Origin of the sequence: Deinococcus planocerae (genome assembly GCF_002869765.1) — a bacterium.
GTDB lineage: Bacteria > Deinococcota > Deinococci > Deinococcales > Deinococcaceae > Deinococcus > Deinococcus planocerae.
Genome location: NZ_PNOR01000040.1, coordinates 13,273 through 33,934 on the forward strand (window position 1 = coordinate 13,273; position 20,662 = coordinate 33,934).

The 20,662-nt window shown below is 71.9% G+C and carries 25 protein-coding genes and 2 tRNA genes; 13 read left to right on the top strand and 14 right to left on the bottom strand.

Annotation, left to right across the window (positions count from 1 at the left end; all coding sequences use genetic code 11):
- Position 1 precedes the first annotated feature (1 nt).
- Both A7B18_RS17940 and A7B18_RS17945 read right to left on the bottom strand, forming a co-directional pair.
- Complete coding sequence (locus tag A7B18_RS17940) at positions 2 to 847, bottom strand: group III truncated hemoglobin (protein ID WP_102128067.1); 846 nt, start codon at positions 845 to 847, stop codon at positions 2 to 4.
- Positions 848 to 903: 56 nt separating this feature from the next.
- Positions 904 to 1,824, bottom strand: a complete 921-nt coding sequence (locus tag A7B18_RS17945; RefSeq protein WP_102128068.1) for a c-type cytochrome — start codon at positions 1,822 to 1,824, stop codon at positions 904 to 906.
- Between the two features lie 176 nt (positions 1,825 to 2,000).
- Between A7B18_RS17945 and A7B18_RS17950 the strand changes: the two genes are divergently transcribed.
- Positions 2,001 to 2,738 (top strand): helical backbone metal receptor, encoded by a 738-nt coding sequence (locus A7B18_RS17950; RefSeq protein WP_102128069.1) that lies wholly within the window; start codon positions 2,001 to 2,003, stop codon positions 2,736 to 2,738.
- Here A7B18_RS17950 and A7B18_RS17955 read toward each other — a convergent pair.
- The 6 genes from A7B18_RS17955 to A7B18_RS17980 all read right to left on the bottom strand — a co-directional run bounded on the left by A7B18_RS17955 (position 2,735) and on the right by A7B18_RS17980 (position 6,396).
- Positions 2,735 to 3,322: a TetR family transcriptional regulator C-terminal domain-containing protein gene (locus tag A7B18_RS17955; protein WP_102128070.1), complete on the bottom strand. Its 588-nt coding sequence runs from the start codon at positions 3,320 to 3,322 to the stop codon at positions 2,735 to 2,737. The two genes, A7B18_RS17950 and A7B18_RS17955, sit on opposite strands and share 4 nt — an antisense overlap.
- 52 nt (positions 3,323 to 3,374) lie before the next feature.
- The gene (locus A7B18_RS17960) at positions 3,375 to 3,857 is read right to left on the bottom strand and encodes a hypothetical protein (RefSeq protein WP_245872951.1); all 483 of its coding nucleotides are present in this window, start codon (positions 3,855 to 3,857) and stop codon (positions 3,375 to 3,377) included.
- A 45-nt stretch (positions 3,858 to 3,902) separates the two neighbouring features.
- Positions 3,903 to 4,532: a GNAT family N-acetyltransferase gene (locus A7B18_RS17965; protein WP_245872952.1), complete on the bottom strand. Its 630-nt coding sequence runs from the start codon at positions 4,530 to 4,532 to the stop codon at positions 3,903 to 3,905.
- A gap of 82 nt (positions 4,533 to 4,614) precedes the next feature.
- Positions 4,615 to 5,271: a recombination mediator RecR gene (gene recR / locus A7B18_RS17970; protein WP_102128071.1), complete on the bottom strand. Its 657-nt coding sequence runs from the start codon at positions 5,269 to 5,271 to the stop codon at positions 4,615 to 4,617.
- Positions 5,272 to 5,317: 46 nt separating this feature from the next.
- Positions 5,318 to 5,608: a YbaB/EbfC family nucleoid-associated protein gene (locus A7B18_RS17975; RefSeq protein WP_102128072.1), complete on the bottom strand. Its 291-nt coding sequence runs from the start codon at positions 5,606 to 5,608 to the stop codon at positions 5,318 to 5,320.
- A 110-nt stretch (positions 5,609 to 5,718) separates the two neighbouring features.
- Positions 5,719 to 6,396: an NUDIX hydrolase gene (locus A7B18_RS17980; RefSeq protein WP_102128073.1), complete on the bottom strand. Its 678-nt coding sequence runs from the start codon at positions 6,394 to 6,396 to the stop codon at positions 5,719 to 5,721.
- A 248-nt stretch (positions 6,397 to 6,644) separates the two neighbouring features.
- Between A7B18_RS17980 and infC the strand changes: the two genes are divergently transcribed.
- The 5 genes from infC to thrS all read left to right on the top strand — a co-directional run bounded on the left by infC (position 6,645) and on the right by thrS (position 10,329).
- Positions 6,645 to 7,229 (top strand): translation initiation factor IF-3, encoded by a 585-nt coding sequence (gene infC, locus A7B18_RS17985; protein ID WP_102128074.1) that lies wholly within the window; start codon positions 6,645 to 6,647, stop codon positions 7,227 to 7,229.
- 130 nt (positions 7,230 to 7,359) lie between these two features.
- Positions 7,360 to 7,605 carry a glutaredoxin domain-containing protein gene (locus tag A7B18_RS17990; RefSeq protein ID WP_102128075.1) on the top strand — a complete coding sequence of 82 codons (246 nt, stop codon included), beginning with the start codon at positions 7,360 to 7,362 and terminating at the stop codon, positions 7,603 to 7,605.
- Between the two features lie 107 nt (positions 7,606 to 7,712).
- Positions 7,713 to 7,898 carry a hypothetical protein gene (locus tag A7B18_RS22720; protein ID WP_245872953.1) on the top strand — a complete coding sequence of 62 codons (186 nt, stop codon included), beginning with the start codon at positions 7,713 to 7,715 and terminating at the stop codon, positions 7,896 to 7,898.
- A gap of 42 nt (positions 7,899 to 7,940) precedes the next feature.
- Complete coding sequence (locus A7B18_RS22725; protein WP_245872958.1) at positions 7,941 to 8,228, top strand: hypothetical protein; 288 nt, start codon at positions 7,941 to 7,943, stop codon at positions 8,226 to 8,228.
- Between the two features lie 151 nt (positions 8,229 to 8,379).
- A complete protein-coding gene (thrS, locus tag A7B18_RS18000; RefSeq protein WP_102128076.1) occupies positions 8,380 to 10,329 on the top strand; it encodes a threonine--tRNA ligase in 1,950 nt (649 codons plus the stop codon).
- A gap of 55 nt (positions 10,330 to 10,384) precedes the next feature.
- Here the strand turns inward: thrS and A7B18_RS18005 are convergent, their stop codons facing one another.
- A complete protein-coding gene (locus tag A7B18_RS18005) occupies positions 10,385 to 11,266 on the bottom strand; it encodes a glycerophosphodiester phosphodiesterase family protein (RefSeq protein ID WP_102128077.1) in 882 nt (293 codons plus the stop codon).
- A 150-nt stretch (positions 11,267 to 11,416) separates the two neighbouring features.
- Between A7B18_RS18005 and A7B18_RS18010 the strand changes: the two genes are divergently transcribed.
- From A7B18_RS18010 to A7B18_RS18020, 3 genes are all read left to right on the top strand, one after another.
- A tRNA-Cys gene (locus tag A7B18_RS18010) sits at positions 11,417 to 11,490 on the top strand.
- Positions 11,491 to 11,533: 43 nt separating this feature from the next.
- A tRNA-Val gene (locus A7B18_RS18015) sits at positions 11,534 to 11,608 on the top strand.
- Positions 11,609 to 11,761: 153 nt separating this feature from the next.
- Positions 11,762 to 12,943, top strand: a complete 1,182-nt coding sequence (locus A7B18_RS18020) for a sensor histidine kinase (RefSeq protein WP_102128078.1) — start codon at positions 11,762 to 11,764, stop codon at positions 12,941 to 12,943.
- Between the two features lie 34 nt (positions 12,944 to 12,977).
- Here A7B18_RS18020 and A7B18_RS18025 read toward each other — a convergent pair whose 3' ends face one another.
- A complete protein-coding gene (locus tag A7B18_RS18025; RefSeq protein WP_102128079.1) occupies positions 12,978 to 13,304 on the bottom strand; it encodes a DNA-binding protein in 327 nt (108 codons plus the stop codon).
- 72 nt (positions 13,305 to 13,376) lie between these two features.
- On the opposite strand from A7B18_RS18025, the gene A7B18_RS22730 reads away from it, so the two are divergent.
- The 4 genes from A7B18_RS22730 to A7B18_RS18040 all read left to right on the top strand — a co-directional run bounded on the left by A7B18_RS22730 (position 13,377) and on the right by A7B18_RS18040 (position 17,688).
- Positions 13,377 to 14,429 (top strand): hypothetical protein, encoded by a 1,053-nt coding sequence (locus A7B18_RS22730; protein ID WP_245872954.1) that lies wholly within the window; start codon positions 13,377 to 13,379, stop codon positions 14,427 to 14,429.
- A 2-nt stretch (positions 14,430 to 14,431) separates the two neighbouring features.
- Complete coding sequence (locus tag A7B18_RS18030) at positions 14,432 to 14,956, top strand: TetR/AcrR family transcriptional regulator (RefSeq protein WP_245872955.1); 525 nt, start codon at positions 14,432 to 14,434, stop codon at positions 14,954 to 14,956.
- A 143-nt stretch (positions 14,957 to 15,099) separates the two neighbouring features.
- Complete coding sequence (locus A7B18_RS18035; RefSeq protein ID WP_102128080.1) at positions 15,100 to 16,329, top strand: MFS transporter; 1,230 nt, start codon at positions 15,100 to 15,102, stop codon at positions 16,327 to 16,329.
- An 87-nt stretch (positions 16,330 to 16,416) separates the two neighbouring features.
- On the top strand, positions 16,417 to 17,688 hold the full coding sequence (locus tag A7B18_RS18040) for an RsmB/NOP family class I SAM-dependent RNA methyltransferase (protein ID WP_245872956.1): 1,272 nt from the start codon (positions 16,417 to 16,419) through the stop codon (positions 17,686 to 17,688).
- 531 nt (positions 17,689 to 18,219) lie between these two features.
- Here A7B18_RS18040 and deoD read toward each other — a convergent pair.
- The 4 genes from deoD to A7B18_RS18060 form a co-directional block, all read right to left on the bottom strand.
- Positions 18,220 to 18,930 (bottom strand): purine-nucleoside phosphorylase, encoded by a 711-nt coding sequence (gene deoD / locus A7B18_RS18045; RefSeq protein ID WP_102128082.1) that lies wholly within the window; start codon positions 18,928 to 18,930, stop codon positions 18,220 to 18,222.
- Positions 18,931 to 18,940: 10 nt separating this feature from the next.
- Complete coding sequence (locus A7B18_RS18050) at positions 18,941 to 19,738, bottom strand: class I SAM-dependent methyltransferase (protein ID WP_245872957.1); 798 nt, start codon at positions 19,736 to 19,738, stop codon at positions 18,941 to 18,943.
- Positions 19,739 to 19,786: 48 nt separating this feature from the next.
- Positions 19,787 to 20,374 (bottom strand): helix-turn-helix transcriptional regulator, encoded by a 588-nt coding sequence (locus A7B18_RS18055; RefSeq protein ID WP_102128083.1) that lies wholly within the window; start codon positions 20,372 to 20,374, stop codon positions 19,787 to 19,789.
- Between the two features lie 20 nt (positions 20,375 to 20,394).
- Positions 20,395 to 20,662: PDZ domain-containing protein (locus A7B18_RS18060; RefSeq protein WP_146009584.1), on the bottom strand; the 268-nt coding region annotated here is incomplete at its 5' end.

Genomic DNA, 20,662 nt, shown 5'->3' on the forward strand with positions numbered 1-20,662 from the left:
CCTACGGTACGCCCCCGGCATGAGGAGGGTTCCGCCGCGCGCCTAAACGCGCCCCCATCGCCTCCGCCCGCGAGGTCAGGAGGGCCGCCGCCCCCGGGGAGAGACGCGCCCGCGCCGAGTCCCCGAAGAGGGCCAGCCAGCGCGCGAGGTGGGGGCCCCGGAGGCCCAGCCCCGCGTGGACCTCGTTCAGATTGCCGCGCCACACGGCCCCACCGCCCAGCATCGTCACCCAGAAGGCCGTCACGCGCCCCAGATGGGCCTCCCAGTCCTCCACGTGCGCCACGAAGACCGGGCCGAGGAGATCGTCCGCCCGCGCCCGCGCATAGAAGTCGGAGAGCAGGGCCCGCAGCGCCTCCTCCCCGCCGACCTCCTCCAGGGGCGATCCCGGAGAACCCGGCGCAGCCCCACCCAACCCAGCCAGGAACGCGTCCCGCACGTCTTCCGGCAACGTCACCCCGGCCCAGGCGGTCACGTTGCTCACCCGCCACAGCAGCGGAACCTCGCCTGCCCACCGCTCCACGGCGGCACCCCGGGGAGACTCGGCCCACTCGGAGGCGAGGAGAGGGGCCGCGCCTCCGGGCTCACCCGCCCTGACCCGCGCCCCCAGCGCCCGCCCGGCGAGCGCCGCGCCCGTGCCCCAGGCGAGCACCGGCACACCGCGCCGCACCGCCCCCGACACCAGGGTCAGCAGGGCCCAGCGGTCGGGCCGCTCCCGCACGTCCGCCACGGGCCCGCCGTCATGGGGCACGAGGAGGCCGGAGGCGGTGGGCAGGGCGTCCGGGGTGGCGGCCCGCGCGCCCTCCCACCCGGGCAGGGGGGCGGTGGTCAGCAGCGGGCCGCGCGTCACCCCCCAAGGATAAGGCCCGCCTCACGGCGGGGCGGGCCTGGAGGGCGGGGGAGGGCTCAGTTCACCGAGCGCAGGTAGGTGTAGATGTTGAGCACGTCCTCGTCGCTGAGCTGCTCCTCGGTGAAGCGGGGCATCACGGCGCCGAGTTCGTGATCCGGCGCGTGGCCCTCGCGCAGGGCGGCCTCGAACTGCGCCAGTTGCCAGTTGCGGGGGCCCTCGTCGGCCACGAGGTTCGGGCCGATGCCGCCTTGGCCCTGCTGACCGTGGCACCCGGCGCACGAGGACACGAACTTCGCCTGACCGTCGGCGGTGTTCCCGGTGATCGCGTTGGCGACCTCGGCGGCCTTGGCGTCGCTCGTCGCCGGGTCGGCGGCCATGCCCCGTTCGACGTTGGACGCGCCCGTCTGCCCGAGCTGGGTGGTCTCGTCGCTCTGCGCGGCGCTGGGAGAGGGCGCGTCGGCCCCGGTGCCCTGGCCGTCTTCCGGGCTCACCCCGGCGGCGGGGGCCTGATTCTCGGAGACCCCGGGCGCCGAGCCGCTCTCGGCGTTGCCCGCCGCCGAGGTCGCGGCGCCCTCGCCGGGGCTCGCCTCCTCGGCTTCCCCGGCCCCGCCGTCTTGCGCGTCACCCTCCTGGGCCTCGCCCGTCTGCGTGCCGGTGTTCGACTCGCTGCCCTCGACGGGAAGCGCGCCGTTCTCGCCCGACTGGGTGCCGCCCGCCTGGTCTTGCATCACGTCGCCGAGCGCGCCGCCCGCCCCTGCGGGCCCGGTGGCCGCCTCGCGCGGGGACGGCGCCTCCTCGCTCACGACCTTCCCGGTGGTGGGGTCCCCGCCCTCGGGCGTCTCCCCCTCGGCGAGCTTCCCGGCGGCCCCCACCCCCTCCTCGTGGTGGGGGGTGGTCGCGATGCGGTATCCGGCAAACGAGCCGCCCAGCGTGAGCGCCAGCAGCAGCGTCATGGTGACGGCGAAGGTGTTCTTCATAGCGCCTCACCCTACCACACGGTCAGGGGTCGTTTGACCGCGCTGGGTACAGTTCAAAGGCCATTCGGTCCTCCCGAAAACGTGTCCTGCAAGGCAAAGATGGCGCGGCGTCCCTGGGCGGCCTCGGGTCACCCCGGCGCCTGTTCACCTCCCCCCGGGACCGCTACCCTGCCCCCATGCGCCTCGCCTCCCTGACCGCCAGCAACTCGGACATCCTCGCCGCGCTGGGGGTGGCGGGCCGGGTGGTCGCCGTGGATCACCACAGCGACGCGCCGGGTCTGGAAGGCGCCGTCCGCGTGGGCCCCGACCTGAACATCGACGTGGGGGCGGTGTGCTCAGCCCGGCCCGACCTCGTGCTGGCGAGCCTGAGCGTGCCCGGCATGGAGCGGGTGGTGGACGGATTGCGCGCGGCGGGCCTGCCCACCCTGGTTCTCGATCCCGTGAGCGTGGAGGATACCCTGCGCGACATCCGCGAGATCGGCGCGGCGGTCGGCCTGCCGGAGAGGGGAGACTCCCTCGCCGCCCGGCTGGAGGCGGAGCTGGGCGCCCTCGCCCGGCCTTTTCCCCGCCCGCCGCGCGTGCTCGTCGAATGGTGGCCGAGGCCGATCATCGCGGCGACGCGCGACTCGTGGGTCACGGGGCTGCTGGAAACGCTGGGGGCGGTGAACGCCCTCGGCGACCGGGCGGGCCGCAGCTCCCCCCTCACCCTGGAGGAGGTCCGCGCCGCCCGCCCCGACCTGATCGTGTGCTCGTGGTGCGGGGCGAAGAGGCTGCGGCCCGAGGTGATCGAGGCGCGTGGACTCGGCGTGCCGGTCGTGTGCGTGCCCGAGAGCGGGCTGGGTCGTCCCGGTCCCCGGCTGATCGAGGGGGCGCGGGCGATCTCGGCGGCGCTGGTGGGGCTTCCGGTGGCCTAACCCTCCCACCCCAGCAGGGCGCGCAGGCCCCGCAGGCACTCGGCCCGGTAGGCGGCGAGGTCGGGCTCCGGGTCGGCGAGGAAGCGCACGCTCAGCCCCTCGACGAGAGCGCGCAGGAGCCTGGCCCGCTCGGGGGCGCCCGCCTCGCCCGCCAGCCGCGCGAGTTCGAGGTCGAGGGCCAGCGTCTCGCGCTGGAAGTCGCGCTGCACGGCCATCAGCGCCGGGTCGCGGGTGGCGGCGGCGAGGAAGTCGAGGGACACCGTGTAAAAGCGCCGGGTGTTCTCCACCCCGTAGAACTGGTTCTCGACATAGGCGCGCAGCTTCTCGTCCGGGGTGGCGGCCTGCCGCAGGGCCCGCCGGGTGGCGACCGTGATCGTGCGGGTGAACCTGCGCATCACCGCCGCGAGCAATCCGGCCCGGCTGCCGAAGTGGTAGGCGAGCGTGCCCTTGCTGACCCCCGCGTGCCCGGCGATGTCGGCGAGGGTCACGCCCGCGTAGCCCCGCTCGTACAGGGCGAGGTAGGCCGCCTTCTCCAGCGCCGCGCGCCGGGCCCGGTCCTGAATGGGGTTGACGCTGCGGGCCATAGGGCAGAGCGTAGCAAGTCCGCCGCCGCGCTCCTCTGCCCTCGGTTCGCCCTCAGTTCGCCAGATACCGCAGGAACTCGCGCATCTCGTTCACGCACGTGCTCGCCTCGTGCTGGGCGCTGCTGCCCGTCACGGTGCGCAGCAGGCCCGAGTCGCTGACGTAGAGCTGGCTGATCCGGTAGGCCACCCCCGCGTCCTCGTAGGTGTAGGCGGCGAGGACGGCCCAGCCCCCCGCCCGCCCGACGGGCTGCGTCACGACCTCGCGCACGTCGCCCTTGCCCAGCGAGGTCTGGAGGCGTTTGGCGAAGGTGAGCGCCTGATCCTGCGTCACGAAGGTGGGAAAGGCCTGCCCGTGCCGCTCCTCGCGCAGCAGGCATGCGCCCGCCGGGTCGGTCCAGACGTTCGCGTTGCCGTTCACGGGCGTCCAGCCGCTCAGCGGCACGATCAGGGCCTGTGCGGGGCAGGCGAACAGCGCCCCCAGCAGGCCGAGGCGAAGGGCGGCGTGTCGAGCGGAGCGGGGAAACGGGGCACGCATCCCGGAAACTGTATCAGCGCCCGCCCGGCGTGGATGACAGCTCTCTCATCGAGCCGAATCGAAGGCGTCCAGCCGCGCCCGGAGTCCGGCCTTCACCCCCGGCCACTCGCCGCTGAGCACGCTGAACATCACGCTGTCGCGGGCGTAACCGCCCGGGCGTACCTGGAACTGCCGCAGGGTCCCTTCGCGCACCGCGCCGAGCTTTTCCACCGCGCGCAGGCTGCGGGCGTTGCGGGCGTCCACCTTGAAGTGGACCCGGTTCGCGCCGAGCACCTCGAAGGCGCGGGTCATCAAGAGGAGCTTGCCCTCCGGGTTCGCGGCGGTGCCCTGCGCGGCGGGCACGAGCATGGTGCCGATCTCCGCCCAGCGGTCGGCGGGCCGGACCTCGCTGTAGCTGATGCGGCCCACGGCCCGCCCGCCCACGAGGACGGCCCAGTTCACCCGGCCCGGCAGGGTGTTCAGCCGCGTGATGTACGCCGCCCAACCCTGGGCCGTGCGCTCCTCCGGCCCGCCCCGCGCCAGCAGGGCGTAGGTGTCCTCGTCCGCCCCCGCGTGCAGGTCTGCGGCGTGCTCCTCCCCCAGCGGCACGAGGAGGATGTGCCGGCCCGTCAGCGTCACGCGCTCCAGCCACGCGGCGGGCGGGGCGGGCGGCAGGGGACTCTGCTCACGTGTCACCCCTCCACCGTAGCCCGACTCGCGGCAAAAGCAAACGCCCCGCCGGGGAGGGGGCAGGGCGCTCAGGAACAGGGGTGGCGGTCTACCGCGGGGGGGGAGCGGCCCCGTCCACGTCGTCGTCCCGGCGCGGGGGGAAGGCGGGGGGCTGGCTCACCCGCTGGCGCCCGCTCAGGGCCCGGCCCAGCGTCACCTCGTCGGCGTACTCCAGCGCGCCGCCCACCGGCAGCCCGTAGGCGATGCGGCTCACCACGGCGCCGAGCGGTTCGAGCAGCCGCTGGAGGTAGAGCGCGGTCGCGTCCCCCTCTACGGTCGTGCCCGTCGCCAGGATGACCTCCATGCCCTCACGCACCCGCGGCAGCAGCGGGCGGATGTGCAGCTTCTCGGGGCCCACCCCGTTCATCGGGCTCAGAACGCCGTGCAGCACGTGGTAGAGCCCCCGGTACTCGCCGCTGCGCTCGATGGCGATCACGTCCCCGGGCTCCTCCACCACGCAGATCGTCGCCTGGTCGCGGGCGGCGTCGCTGCACACGTCGCACAGCTCCGCGTCGGTGATGTTGAAGCACACCGGGCAGGTGTGCAGTTCCCGCTTGGCCGAGAGCAGCGCCCCCGCGAGCCGCTCGATGTCCTCCCGCGGCTGCTCGAACAGGTGAAAGGCGAGCCGCTGCGCACTCTTCGGCCCGATGCCCGGCAGGCGCGAGAGCTCCCGGATCAGGGCCACGAGGGAAGGCGGGTATTTCATGCCTCACCCCGCGCAAGGCGGGAGGCGGAAGGCGAAAGGCCCACCATCAGAAGCCGGGAATCCCCAGCCCGCGCGTCGCCTCCTGCTGGAGGGCGTCGGCCTTCGCGCTGGCGTCCTGAAGCGCCACGAGCAGCAGGTCTTCTAGGGCCTCCACGTCGCCCGGGTCCACCGCCCCCGGCTCGATCTTGAGCCCCGTCACCTTGCCGTGTCCGTTCATCGTGACCGTGACGAGCCCGCTCGCGCTGCCCTCCACCGTCTGCGCGGCCAGATTCTCCTGAATCTTGGCGGCAGCGGCCTGCGCCTGCTGCATCTGCTTCATCAGCTTCTTCATGTCCATAACCCACCCATTCTACCGGGCCTGGAGGTCATGGAACGTGGGTTATGGGGGCGCCCCCACACCTTCTTTCCCTGCTTTCCCTGCGAACGACCGGTCCCAAGGCACCCGCCTCAGAGCGCCGCCGCCTTCGCCCCCTTCGCCCGGCGGTAGAGCTGCGCGGGCCGCCCCACTCCGCTGCGCCGCTCCCCGCTGGCGACGAGGAGGCCCTGCGCCAGGATGCGTTTGCGGAAGTTGCGCTTGTCGAGCGAGCGGTCGAGAACCCCCTCGTACACCGTCTGGAGTTCGGGCAGGGTGAAGGCGTCGGGCAGGAATTCGAGGGCCAGGTTGGCGTACTCCAGCCGCAGTCGCAGCCGCCCCAGGGCCCGCCCCAGGATCGTGGCGTGGTCGAAGGCGAGGGGCGGCGGACGGTGCGCCGGGAACCAGTCGGCCCCCAGCGTGTGCCCCCCGCCCGTCACGCGCACGGTGCCGTGGGGCAGCACGGCGAGGTGCGCGACCGACACGATCCGCCCGCGCGGGTCACGGCTGGGCTCCCCGAAGGTGTAGAACTGCTCCAGGTGCCGGGGTTCGAGTTCCACGGTCGTCTCGGTGCGCAGCTCGCGCAGGGCCGCCTCGTGCAGGGCCTCGCCCGGTCCCACGAAGCCGCCCGGTAACGCCCAGTCGCGGGCGTGGGGCAGTTCCCCCCGCTGAACGAGCAGCACGCGCAACTCCCCCGCGTGCATGGCGAAGGCCGCCACGTCCACGGCCAGGCCGACCTGCGTGGCCTGCGGCGGCAGCGAGAGTGTCCCCATGACACGAACTGTAGGCTTCGTGTTCCGGGGACGTCAAGGAGTAAGTGTAGATGCCGCCGCCTTTGGAAAGGCTTCCACACGCGTTTTTACGTTCCATTAGGGGGAAGGTGGCTGGCAACTGGACGAGGCCCCAACGCGTCGTGAGACGCGCCTCTCCCCGAGGGCGCGGGCCGCGTGGTAAAATGCACTGTCATGCCAACCGAGGCGTGTGAGCCGTCTGCCCGCCAGCGTGTGGGGGACGCGCGGAGGTGATCACAATAGCGAAAGAACACAAGGTCAACGAGCAGATTCGCGTTCGCCAGATTCGCCTGATCGGCGCGGAGGGTGAGCAGATCGGGATTATCGACACGCGTGACGCCCTGAACATGGCGCGTGAGAAGGGCCTGGACCTGGTGATGGTGAGTCCGCAGGCCGTGCCGCCCGTCTGCCGTCTGCTCGACTATGGCCGGTTCCGCTACGAGCAGCAGCAGAACGAGAAGGAAAACCGCAAGCGCGCCCGCGCCCAGGAAGTCAAGGCGATCAAGTTCCGGGTCAAGATCGACGACCACGACTTCGACACCAAGACCGGGCATGTGCGCCGCTTCCTCGAAGAAGGCCACAAGGTCAAGGTCACCATCATGTTCCGTGGCCGCGAGCGCACCCACCCCGAGCTCGGCGAGCGCATCCTGCACCGCGTGGCCGATACCCTCTCCGATATCGGCGCCCCGGAAGGGATGCCCTCCATGATGGGCATGGACATGAACATGATCATGGCCCCCAAGGCGGCTCCGGCCCCCCGGCGCGAGGCGGCCCCCCAGGCCGAGTCCCCCCGCCCCGAAGCCGCCAACGCCTGACCTCCTTCCCGAGATCGGCGGCCCGCCCCCCCAGGTGGGCCGTCTTTGCTTGTGGGTGGGGGACCGCGGGTGTGAGTCACCTCACGTCCCGGCACGCTTTGTTTTGTAAAGTAGGCTAGGAGGTTCACCCATGATCAAGATGTACACGACGAGCTGGTGCCCCGACTGTCACGCGGTAAAGCGGGCCCTGAACACCAAGGGCATCGCCTTCGAGGAGGTCAACATCGAGCAGGACGAGCGGGCCGCCGAGTACGTGATGAGCGTGAACGGCGGCAGGCGCTCGGTGCCCACGCTGGTCAGCGGCGACGTGGCCCAGAGCCTGAGCGGGTTCCGCCCGCAGAAGCTCGACGCTTTCCTGGCGGCTGCCGGGCTGTAGGCAACATCACGTCGAAGAGAGCGGGCGGCTTCCAGTCGGGGCTGCCCGAGCCCTGTTTTGACCGTGGCGCCCGGCTCTTCTGGCCGAGGGTGAGGCAGACTGAGGCTGTGATTGCCGTCACCGTCCGCTTCGCGACACCCGCCGACTTCCCCGTCCTGCGCCCGATGCTGCTCGACCTGGGCTTCGTGGAGGACGGAGAGGGCCGCTTGCTCGGGTACGCCGCCGTCCACGATCTCGGCCCTCACCTGCGCTCCGGCAACTCAGGCCGCACGGCCAAACTGGACGACCTGTAGACCGTTCCCGAAGCGAGAAGGCAGGGGGTGGCCCGCGCCCTGATGCGTGCGGTGGAGGACTGGGCGCGGACCCGGCCCCTGCGCCCTGCGGTACGTCTTCTGGTACGCGAACGACTCCAGCGCCGGACCCGCCTACGAGCGGATGGGCTATTCGTCGGCAGACGCCGGACAGGAGGGCTACCGCTTCTTCGAAATCGACTTTGGCGACCCGGGCACCCGTACCCCTCACCCCCTGCGCGGCTCGTAAGCGTCTCGGCGGGTTGCCCCCCGTCCGCCCCGCCCGCTATCCTGCCCCCATGTGCGCCCTGCCCCCTCACTCCGGTCTGGTGAGCGGTGGCATGGGCCCAAGGCGAATGCCCCACCTGCCCGGTCGAACCACGCGAACTCCCGGCGCCTGAGAGCCTGTCTCCCCGCTCTCAGGCGTTTTGCTGGAATTGCGTCCAGACCGGGCCTCTTCATGCCCTCTCAAGGAGCCTGCCCCATGCACGTCACCCTCCCCGACGGAAAACAACTCGACCTGCCGCAGGGCGCCACCGCCCTCGACGCCGCCCGCGCCATCGGCCCCCGACTCGCCCAGGACGCGCTGGCCGCCTCCGCGAACGGCGACCTCGTGGACCTGATGACGCCCCTGCCCGACGGCGCCAGCGTCGCTCTCATCACCAAGAAGAACCCGGCGGACGCCGCCCCCGTTTTCCGCCACTCGCTCGGCCACGTGATGAGCCAGGCGGTCGGCGAGTTCTACCGCGCCAGGGATTACGGCCCCCAGGCGGTCAAGCGCGGCGTCGGCCCCGCCATCGAGAACGGCTGGTATCAGGACTTCGACCTCCCCGAGCCCCTGCGCGAGGAGGACCTGCCCGAGATCGAGCGAATCATGCGCGAGATCATCGCCCGCGACCTGCCCTTCTCCCGCCGCGAGGTGAGCAAGGAAGAAGCCCTGGCGCAGTTCGCCCACGACCCCTACAAGGGGGAACTCATCCGCGACCTGCCCGAGGGCGAGCCCATCACCCTCTACCAGCAGGGCGACTATGTGGACCTGTGCCGGGGGCCGCACTTTCCGAACACGGGCAGGCTCCCGACCGCCTTCAAGCTGATGAGCACCTCGGGCGCGTACTGGCGCGGGAACGAGAAGAACCCGATCCTCCAGCGCGTGTACGGCGTGGCCTTCGCCACCCAGAAGGAGCTGGACGAGTACCTGCACAACCTCGAAGAGGCCAAGCGGCGCGACCACCGCCGACTGGGCAAGGAACTCGAACTCTTCACCATCGACCCCCTCGTGGGCAAGGGGCTGCCGCTGTGGCTCCCGAACGGCACGACCTTGCGCGAGGAGCTGACCCGCTTCCTGCGCGAGCGGCAGTTCGAGCGCGACTATCAGGGCGTCGTGACGCCGAACATCGGCAACCTCGACCTCTTCCGCACCTCGGGGCACTACCCCTACTACGCGGACAGCCAGTTCGAGCCCATCACCGTGGACGACGAGCAGTACATGCTCAAGCCGATGAACTGCCCCTTCCACGTCCGCATCTACGCGAGCAAGCCGAGAAGTTACCGCGACCTCCCGGTGCGCCTCGCCGAGTTCGGCACGGTGTACCGCTACGAGATGAGCGGCGAGCTGAACGGCCTGACCCGCGTGCGCGGCTTCACCCAGGACGACGCCCACCTCTTCGTGCGGCCCGACCAGCTCAAGAAGGAGTTCCTGGACGTGCTCGACCTCACCGTCCTCGTCCTGCGGACCTTCGGGATGAACGACGTGCGCTTCCGGGTGGGCACCCGCGAGCCGGGGTCGGACAAGTACGTCGGCGACGCGGCCCACTGGGAGCAGGCCGAGCGCGAGATCATCGAGGCGACGGAGGAGGTCGGCCTGCCCTACACGGTCGAGCCCGGCGACGCTGCCTTCTACGGCCCCAAGCTCGACTTCGTGGTGAAGGACGTGCTGGGGCGCGAGTGGCAGCTCGGGACGATCCAGGTGGACTACAACCTGCCCGAACGCTTCGACATCTCCTACACCGGCGAGGACGGGCAGGACCACCGCCCGGTGATGATCCACCGCGCGCCCTTCGGGAGCCTGGAACGCTTCGTGGGCATCCTGATCGAGCACTACGGCGGCGACTTCCCGTTGTGGCTGGCCCCCCGGCAGATCGTCCTGATCCCCATCGCCGACCGCCACAACGCTTACGCGGAGACGCTGGCGCGGGAGTTCAAGGCGGCGGGCCTGCGCGCCGAGGTGGACGACTCTACAAATCGCATGAACGCCAAGGTCCGCAACGCCGAGCTGAGCAAGATTCCCGTCATGCTCATCGTCGGCGACCGCGAGGAGGAGCGGCGCGAGGTCAGCGTCCGCGAGCGCACCCCGGAGGGGCACAGGGAGCGCAAGGGCGTCCCCTTCGACGAGCTTCTGGCCGAGTTGCAGGAGCGTTACCGCACACGCGCCTAAAGGGGATCAGAGGGAAGGGGGCCGTCCACGCCGGATGGTCCCTCTTCCTGTTTCGCTACGACCCGGCCCGTCCCTCCTCGGCCAGCACCGCCTTCAACAGGTCGGGCCGGTCTGTGATGATGCCGTCCACGCCCATGCGGACGAGGCGGCGCATCTCCTCCGGGTCGTTGATCGTCCAGACCTGCACGGCCACGCCCCGGCGGTGCATCGCGCGCACGAGACCGGGGGTGACGACCTCGATGCCGCCCGCCCGCACGGGCACCTGGGCCACGCGACCGGGCAGAGGAGCCAGCCGCGCGAGGCCGACCTTGCCCAGCAGCACCAGGGGCCGCAATTCGCGCTCGGTCATGCTCGTGACGACCTCGGGGCACTCGCGCCGGAACTCACCCAGTGCCCGGTCGCTGAAACTCGCGGCGATCACGCGGGAGGTGGCCCCGGCCTCCCGCAGCGCCCGGCAGAACGGCGCGGCGAGGCTCGGCGTCTCCTGCTTGAGTTCGATGATCAGGGGCGTGTTCGGAAACTCGGTCAGCACTTCCGAGAGCTGGGCCACCCGCACGCCCTGTCCGCGGTAGGGGTAGGGAAAGGGAAACGGCGGCCCACCCGTTCCGTTGAACGTGTACCCGGCGTCTGCCGCGAGCACCTGGCTCAGCGTCATCTCCGCGATCCGGCCCCGCGTGTCCGTCAACCGGTCGAGGGTGGGGTCGTGCGACAACACGAGCACGCCGTCGCGGGTGGCGTGCATGTCCATTTCCAGCATGTCCACGCCCAGCCGAGCGGCGTTCCGGTAGGCCAGCAGCGTGTTGCTGGGCCACAGCGCCTCGCCCCCCTGGTGCGCGATGTTCAGCGTGCGGCCCTGGATGAAGGGGTTGGGAGGGAGTCCGGCGGACCGGCACCCGCCCAGCAGCAGGGCCAACGCGACGAGCAGGAGGGGTCTCACGGCCTCAATCTATCGGCCCGGAACAAGCTTTACAGCCCCGGGGGGGCGTGCTAAGATTCCTTCCGCTGGCAGGAAGGTCCCTCCAGCCGCTCCACCCCACCTGCTCCACTGGGGCACAGCTCTTCCCGCCTGGCCCATCCCCTCCGGCAAGGCGCTGTAGCCAAGTGGTAAGGCAGAGGTCTGCAAAACCTCCACCACCGGTTCGAGTCCGGTCAGCGCCTCCAAACCCCTCACGCCAGACGCCCCATGACAGTTCAGCCCCGGTACAGACTCGTAGCTCAGGGGTAGAGCACTACCTTGACACGGTAGGGGTCAGCGGTTCAAATCCGCTCGGGTCTACCAGCAGAAGCGCCCCCACGGGGCGTTTTTCTTTTGGAGCCTGCACGCGGCGCCTCCGGAGGGCTCGTTTAACGCTAGATTAAGGTGTAGTCATGCTACCCGGTGCGGTGCCTCGCCGCGCGCTCCCCACCTCGAAAGGACCCCAGGATCAGCGCCATGACCAATCACGAGAAAACGTCCCGTCCCGACGGCCACGGTGCCCGCCGGGTGGAGGGCGAGCTTCATGCGCAGGCCGACGGGTGGACGCGTGAGCCGGACCTCTTCGGCGCGGCGCCCGTCGCCTCCTTCCTGCTCGATGCCCGGGGGCGGATCCGGGAGGTCAACGGGCGGGGCTGCGCGCTGCTGGGATTCACCCGCGAGGCCTTGGTCGGCGAGCCGCTGGGCCAGTTCGTGGACCCCGCCTCCCGGCCTCCCTTCGAGGCGCTGCTCGGGCGGGTGTTCGACGCTCCGGCCCTGCAACGCGACGAGGTGCGGGTGCTCGGGGCCGGGGGGCAGGCGCTGGACATGCTTCTGGACGCCGTGGCCCACGGGGAGGGCTGTTCCCTCGTCGCCACGGACGTGACGGCCCACCGGGAGGCGCTGCGGGTCCTTGAGAGCGGCAACGCCGACCTGAGCGGGCAGCTTCAGGAACGCACCGCCCGGGCCCGCGCCCTGAACGAGGAACTGGAGCAGGTGGTCGGCAGCTTCATCCAGCAACTCCGGGGCCCCACGGAACGGGCGATGAACGTCCTCGGCCTGCTGCGCCGCGCGCTGGGCACGCCGCCGGAGGGCGTGGGCCGGTCGCTGCTGCATATCGAGCGGGCCCTGCAACAGATCGTCGCGCTGTTCGAGTCGGTGGACCGTTACATGCAGGCGCGGGGACTGCGCGCGCGCCTGCGGCCCGTGGACCTCAACGCCGTGCTGCGCGAGGTTCTCAAGGACGTGCGGGCCCTGCTGCAAGGCCGCAGCGTCGAGATCACCCACGACCCCCTGCCGGTGGTGCAGGGCGACAGCCAGGCGCTGACCGTGATCCTCACCGAGTACCTCTCGAACGCCCTGAAGTTCACCCGCACCCGCGAGCAGGCCCGGCTGCACATCCTGGTCGAAGAAACCGAGGCCGCGTACCACATCGGCGTGCGGGACAACGGGGTGGGCTTCGACCCGCGCGGGCAGGAACGGCTTTTCCGGCTCTTCGGGCGCCAGCATTCGTCGAGCCTGTACGAGGGCTCGGGGCTGGGGCTGGCGGTGATCCGGCGCACCTGCGAGCGCTTCGGGGGCCGGGCGTGGGGCGAGGGCCAGCCCGGCGAGGGGGCGACTTTCTGGTTCGCGTGGCCCAAGCGGCCCGTCGTGCTGGAGTAGGGACCCGGGGAGGGGGCGCTCCTTCCCCCCGGCTTCACCCCTCCCGGTCGAGCGCCTCCACCGCCCGCTCGCTCCAGGCCCGCCCGGCGTCGCCGCCCCACAGCAGCCACGCGATGTACCCGCGCGAGGGCTTGCCCGTCTCCTCCGTCTCGTCCAGGTTGTCGTGGGCGTGGCGGGGGAAGTACTGGGCGATGTGCCGCACCTCCTCCTCGGTGACCTCGCCGCCCCGGGCCAGCCGCTCGGCCATCTCCTCGCCGACCTCGGTGCCGCCGTAGCCGTGTTCCTCCCGCAGGTGCAGGCCCTTGCGCGCGTTCTCCTGCACGTCTGCCGGAATCGTCAGGTCCGCTGCTCTTTTCGCCATGCCCCACCCTGACGCCCGCCTCCCGCCGTGTCGGTAGCGCCTCACCCTATCGGAAGGCTTTACAGTCCGGCCATGACTGGCACCGCGCTCGACGCCCTCGACCACCGCGTCCGCGAGGCGCTCAGACGCGAGCCCCGTGTCTGGCACGCCCTCGCCTACGGCAGCCGCATTCAGATGGACACCCAAGGCCTGCCCCTCTCGGACCGCTGGAGCGACCTGGAGTACTGGGCCTTTCTGGCGCCGGGGGAGACGCTCGACCCCTTCGCCTTTCTGGAGGCGCTCGTCCCGGTCGCGCTCGCGGTCGTCAACCCCTTCGGCACCCCGAATGTGGTCCTTCCCGACCTCACGCGGGTGGAACTGCACGCCGTGCCCCGGGGGCGGCTGGAGGAAGTCGCCGGGTGGTCGAACACGGGAGACGACCCCGAGCGGATGCTCCTCAAGGACCGGGACGGTCAGTTGCGCGGGGCGCTGGCGCGGCGGGCGGCCTCCCCGCCCTTCGAGACCACCCTGCCGGGGCCGCAGGCGGAGTACGACGGGGTGCTGCACGGGCTGGTCTTCGGCTCGGCGGTACTCGCCCGGGGCGAGGAGCTGCGGGCCTGGGACGCGCTGTTCTGGGTGCGCGGCGGGCTGCTGCGGCTGGCCCGCGCGGCGCAGGGCGCTCCCCCAACCGCCCAACCCCGCGCGCCGGGCGGAGAGGGACCTCCCGGAAGGCTGGCTCCGGGCCCTGCGGGGGACGGTCTCGGACGTGCGGGCCCCGGAGGCGTACCGCCGCGCGCTGGCCCTCTCGGGCGCCCTCGCCGGGGTGCTCGCCCTCGACCCGCGGCCCCCGGTGAGGGAGGCCCTCACCCGGCGGCTGGCCTCCCTCGCCGGTCCCGGTCGCCCCGGGCCCCATCTGTGAGACCCTGTGAATCCGCCGTGAGGGGGCGTTTCTCCACCTTTGCGCTCCTGGAGGGCGTGAAGGCCTTCACAGCAAGTCGGGCGTTTCGGGGGGTATGCTTGAGTTTGTGGTCAATGATACATCTCGTCCCGCTCGCGCCCGCAGTCCCGAGGAAAAGGGCCAGCGCCGCGACGACATCCTGCGCGCCGCCGAACGGCTCTGGGCCAAGACACCCTACGCCGAGCTGAGCATGAACCAGGTGGCGCGCGAGGCCAAGCTCGCCAAGGGCACCCTCTACCTGTACTTCGACACCAAAGAGGAGATGTTCTTAGCCCTGCTGACCGGGCACCTCCAGGGGTGGCTGGGCCACCTGACCGCGCTGCTCGACGAACGTCGCCCCGGCACGCCCGGCGAGGTGGCCGACGTGCTGATCGCCTCGGCCCAGGGGTACGGGGAGTTGCGGCGGCTGCTGATCCTGCTCGGCACGGTGCTCGGCCAGAGCGAGGGGCTCGACCTCACCCTGAACTTCGGGCGCGAGGTGCGGCGGATGCTTCAGCCCGTCGTGGAGCGCGTGCCCCTGCCCCCCGAGGTCACCCTGCGCGTCCTGATGCACACCTACGCCCTGAGCGTCGGCTGGCAGCACGCGACCGAGGAGAGTTTCGCCACCGACTTCGTGCGCCGCCAGCGCGACATCGCCTTCCTGGCCCCCCGCTTCGAGCCGGAATTCGGCCTCGCCCTGCGCGCCGTCGTCGAGCGGCTCGCCGCCGAAGGGTAGGCCGCCGCCGAGCCCCGGGCCCGGTATCGGCATCCCTTCGTGACCGGTCACAACCGCGCTGGGTCGCGGGTTTCGCGGGCCCCGACACCGGGGGCGGTACTTCTATCCTTACCGCGCGGTCAGGGCGTTGGTAGACTGGCGGTATGACCGCCGCTCCAGGCGCCCCACGCGGCCAGCCCAAGCTGATCTTGTTCCTGACCATCTTCGTCGCCATGCTCGGCCTGAGCGTGCTCTTCCCGATCATCGCGCCGCTCGGGCGGCAGCTCGGGCTGAGCGAGACGCAGGTCGGGTGGTTTTCCACGGTCTACAGCCTCGCCCAGTTCGTCTTCGCGCCGATCTGGGGCAGCCGCAGCGAGCGGGTGGGCCGCAAACCCGTCCTGATCCTGGGCCTCGTGGGTTTTTCGCTGAGCTTCGGCCTGTTCGGGCTCTTCGCCGCGCTGGGGGTCCGGGGCGTGCTGACGGGCACCGCCCTCTTCGCCCTGCTCGTCGCGGCCCGGCTCGTCGGCGGCCTGCTCTCCAGCGCCACCCTCCCCACCGCCCAGGCGATGATGGCCGACCTGAGCTCCGAGAAAGACCGGGCCGCCGCCCTGGGCCTGATCGGCGCGGCCTTCGGGCTGGGGGTGGTGTTCGGGCCCGCCATCGGCGCGCTGCTCTCGGGATTCGGACTGACGGTGCCGATCTTCTTCAGCGCGGGGCTGGGGCTCATGACCGCGCTCGCCGCCTTCCTGACCCTGCCGGAGACGCGCCGGGCGGGGCAGGCGAGCGCCGCGAGGGGCGACCGCCGGGCGCTGCTGCGCCACCCCGGCATCCTGCTCTTCCTCGCCGTGAGTGCGCTCTACACGCTGGCGAGCGTGGGCATGGAGCAGACCATCGGCTTTTACGTGCAAGACACCCTGCGCCTCGACCCCTCGCAGACCGCGCGCACGGTCGGCCTCATGCTCGCCGTCTTCGGCTTCGTGGCCGCCGCCGTGCAGGGGGGCGCGATCCGGCCCCTGAGCCGCAGGGTCGCCCCCGGCCCCCTGATCACCCTCGGCCTCGCCATCATGGGCGCGGGCATGTTCCTGCTGCCGCTGACCTCGACCTTCTGGACGATCACCGCCGCCCTCGCCGTGATCGGGGTGGGCAGCGCCATCCTGGGCCCCAGCCTGAGCGCCGCCCTGTCCCTGAGCGTCGGCGCCGACCGTCAGGGAGCGGTCGCCGGGCTCAACAGCAGCGCCCTCGCCCTGGGCCGCATGACCGGCCCCCTGCTCGGCACGGGTCTCTACCAGAGCGCCGGGCACGCCGCCCCCTACCTCCTGAGCGGCGGCGTGCTCGCGGCCCTGCTCGTGTGGACGCTCGTGGCCCGGCCCGAGGTGCGGCGGGCGAGCGCGTAGGGAGAGCACTCAATGGTGAGGAGGGACGCCGCCTTCACTCCCCACCGCTCATCCCCCCTCTCTTCCTCCTTCCCCTATCCTGCCCCGGTGACCCTCCCGCCCCGCCCCACCTTCAACCCGGCCCGCGCGCTCGCCGTGCGCGTCCTGACGCGCGTGCTGGCGGGCGAGACCTTCGCGGCCCCGGCGCTCGACGCCGCGCTCGCGGACGCCCGGCTCCCGGCACGGGACGCGGGGCTCGCCACCCACGTCGTGTACGGCACGCTGCGGTACGCGCCGATGCTGGACGCGGCCCTCACCCCCCTGCTGCGGGGTGAGACGCACCCCAAGACGCGCTCGCTCCTCCTCGCCGGGAGCTTCGAGAAGCTGGTGCTGGGCACGCCCCCGCACGCGGTCGTCAGCGAGTACGTGGGGCTGGCCCGGGGCGCGCGGCTGGCTCCCTCGGGCCTCGTGAACGCCGTGCTGCGGCGGGTGGAGCGGCCCCCGGAGAGCGAGGAGACGCGCTACGCCCTGCCGGGGTGGCTGATCGGGGTCTTCCGCCGGGCCTACGGGGGGCGGGCGGACGCGGTGCTCGCCGACCTGCTCACCCCGCAGCCGCTGTGGCTGAGCCTCTCGGAGGCGGGGGTGAGGAGTCTGGAGGAGGAGGGCAGCGTGGTCGAGCCCGGCCCGGGCGGGGTCGACCGGGTGACCCTCTCGCGGCCCCTGCGGGAGACGGCGGCGTACCGGGAGGGGCAGGCGCAGCCCATCAACCCCGCCAGCCTCGCCGTGGTGGACGCGCTCGGGGAGGTGGAGGGCTCGCGGGTGCTCGACCTCGCCGGGGGGGCCGGGGTGAAGGCCGCGATGCTCGCCGCGCGCGGGGCGAGGGTGACGAGCGTGGACCTGATCGCCCGCAAGCACGACGCCGCCCGCGCGAATCTGAGGCGGCTGGGACTGAGCGCCGACTTCCTGACCCACGACCTCACCGCGCCGCTGGACGTGCCTCCCGCGCCCCTCGTGCTCCTCGACGCCCCCTGCACGGGCACGGGCACCCTGCGCTCGCACCCGGAGATCAAGCTGCGGCTGACCCCGGAGGTGGTGGGGGAGATGGCGGCGATGCAGGCGCGGATGCTCTCGAACGCGGCGGCCCTGGTCGAGCCCGGCGGCGTCCTCGTCTACAGCGTGTGCAGCGTGACCCCGCAGGAGGGGGAGGAGGTCGTGCGGGAGTTTCTCGCGGCCCATCCCGACTTCATTCCCGAACCTCTCCCCGAGCTGGACCTCCCCACCGTGCCCGCCGGGGCCGGGGTGCTGACGGTGGCGGAGGGGGGAATCGACGGCTTTTTCATCGCGCGGATGAGGAGGGGGGTGGTCGCTTCGGCTTCGTGAGGGGGTGACAGCGTGGGGGCAGGGCGTCTTGCTGCGGTTGGCCCCCACCCCCCAGCCCCCTCCCCCCCGAGGGGGCAACGTCTCCGCCGCGCGGGGCGGCCCGCGCGTTGACGCTCAGTTCTTGACGTGTCTCTCCTCTGGGTGGAGGGGGAGCGGCGCTGCGCTGGGCAAGGGCACGCGGGCGGCGCGGCTGGACGTTTTCTTCTGAACACAATGTTGGATCCTGTCGCCTCCCATCTGCGGGCCCACCGTCTCGCTGCGCGAGCAAGGCGGGGCCGTGGGCCAGGAGCGTTCACTCTCTGCCACTGATGGGGCGTCCGGAGAGACGTTTTGAACAGCACAAGAGCTTTAGGGTCTTCTCTCCCTCTCCCCTTGCGGGTGACTCGGAGACCTGCTCGCAGAGGCCGGGGTTCGTGGAGCTGTGCGGCGCAAGCGGCGTCGGCACCACCTGTCGGACTTCCTTCACCTGCCGGGACAGGGCAGCGGATGGAGGCTTGTCCCCCCGCCCCCGGTCCCGCTTCTGGACTCCCCTTATTCCGTGCCCAGCGCCGCGTCGAGCGCGACCTCGATCATCTGGTTGAAGGTCTGCTGGCGCTCCTCGGCGGATGTCTCCTCGCGGGTGACGAGGTGGTCGGAGACGGTGAGGACCGTCAGAGCCCTGACCCCGTACCCCGCGGCGAGAGTGTAGAGCCCGGCGGCCTCCATCTCGACGGCAAGGACGCCGTAGCGGGCCCAGAGCCTGAAATGCTCGGGGTCGTCGTGGTAGAAGGTGTCCGAGGACATGATGTTGCCGACGTGGGTGGAAAAGCCCCGTTCCCGCGCAATCTGGTACGCGCGCATCAGCAACCCGAAGTCGGCGATGGGGGCGAAATTCCTGGCCCCGAAGCGGATGTTGTTGATGTTGGAATCGGTGCAGGCGGCCTGGGCGAGCACGAGGTCGCGCACATGCACGCCTTCCTGGTACGACCCGCAGGTGCCGACCCGGATCAGGGTGCGGCAGCCGTAGTCCCGGATGAGTTCGTTCACGTAGATCATGCACGAGGCGATGCCCATGCCGGTGCCCTGCACGCTGACGCGCACGCCCCTGTACGTGCCGGTGTACCCCAGCATCCCGCGCACGGAGTTGTGCTGCACGGGATTCTCGAAAAACGTCTCGGCGATGTGGCGGGCGCGCAGGGGGTCGCCCGGCAGCAGGACGGTCTCGGCGATCTGGCCGGGCTCGGCGTTGAGGTGCACACTCATGGGAGACAGGCTAGCAGCCCCGGCCAGGCCTCACCCCCCCAGCAGCCTCAGCCAGCGGCCTCAGCACCGTTTGCAGCCCGCCGAAGGTCAGCTCCCGCGTTTTTCCATCGGGGAGGAAGGCCCGCAACTCCTCGTCCAGCCACGCCGCCACCTCCGCCGCCGTCTCGCGCCCCGAGTCCGTCGCGGCGATGGTGTTCGAGTGGGTGAGGAGGTAGGCCACGAGCGCGGGCCGGTCGAAGGGCAGCGGGTGGGTGAAGCGTTCCTCCGCGAAGGAGAAGCCCGCCTCCCGCGCCGGCGTCTCACCGAAGGTGTAGGGGTTGCGGGGCGGCGCCGGGTACCGTTCCCAGTAGGCATCCACGAAGTCGGCGAAGTCCTCGCGCCCCGGCATCCGGCCCAGGAAGAAGTCGTCGTAGAGAAAGAGCACCCCGCCCGGCCTGAGCGTCCGCCGCGCCTCGGCGAGAAAGGCGGCCTGGTCGAACCAGTGAAACGCCTGGGCGACCGTCAGCACGTCGAGGGCGTGGTCGGGGAGGGGCAGCCTCTCGGCGCTCGCCCGCGCGTAACTCACCCGGGGATGCGGCGCCGCGTGGGCCAGCATCACCTCCGAGACGTCGAAGGCGAGGACGCGCTCCACCACCTCTGCGAGGGCCACGCTCGACAGGCCGGTGCCGCAGGCCACGTCGGCGCCCAGCGCCCGCCCTTCGAGCATGGGAGCGAGGCGCGCCAGGAAGAGCGGGTGGAAGAAGGGCCGCCCGGCGGCGTAGCGGGCCGCGCCGCCTTGGCCCAGAAAGGGGTTGGCGGGTGAGGTCACGGGGCCACGATACGCCTGTTCCCGGCGTCCTTCCGGTCCGTCCTCGGTCTACACGCTGATCAACCCGAGGTGCACTCCGCGCGCCACGGCTCCCGCGCGGCTCTGCACGCCCAGCTTGGAGTACACGGCCTGAACGTGGAACTTGACCGTGCTCTCGCTGACGCCAAGTTCGCGGGCGGCGCGCTTGTTGCTCAGGCCCTCGGCGAGGAGGGAGAGCACGTCGCGCTCGCGGGGGGTGAGGGTCACGCCCCCGGGGTCGGGGTCCTCCGACTCGTCCGGGGCCGCGGGCATGTCCTCGGGGGGGAGGGCGGCCAGCCCCGCCGCCGCCGCGAGCACGCCCGCGAGGAGTTCGGCAGGTGTGGCGTCGGTGCCCAGGGAGGCCCAGCCGCCCGGCGCGAGGTCGCGGAGCGTGCCCACCCAGGCGCGGGAGCCGAGGGCCACCACCCCCGCCGCTCCCTCCAGTTCCGCCGCCAGCGCCCCCGGGTCGGCGAGCCAGGCGTCGTCCACGACGAGCACGTCCGCCTCCTCCCCCTCCGTCACCGCGAAGCCGAAGTCCCGGAGCCAGGCCGCCACCCCCGCCGCCAGCGCGGGCGAGCGCAGCGCCACGCGCACGGACGGATGGGGGTGGGCGGGCATACCCGATGGTAAGGGGAGGCTCAGCGCTCGCCGACCGTGAGGGTCACGTCGGTTTCCTCGCCGCCGCGCAAGACGCGGGCGGTGACGGTCTGCCCGGCGAGGTCCCGGACGCGCTCCAGCAGCTCGCGCGGGTGGCGCACGCCCTCGTCGCCGAGCGCGAGGAGGATGTCGCCCACCCGGAGCCCGGCCCCCTGCGCGGGGCTGCCGTCCTCGACCTGCACGACGGTCAGGCCCAGCCGCCCCCGGGGCCCGCCGCGTTCCCAGCGGCCCCGCCCGCCCGGCCCACGG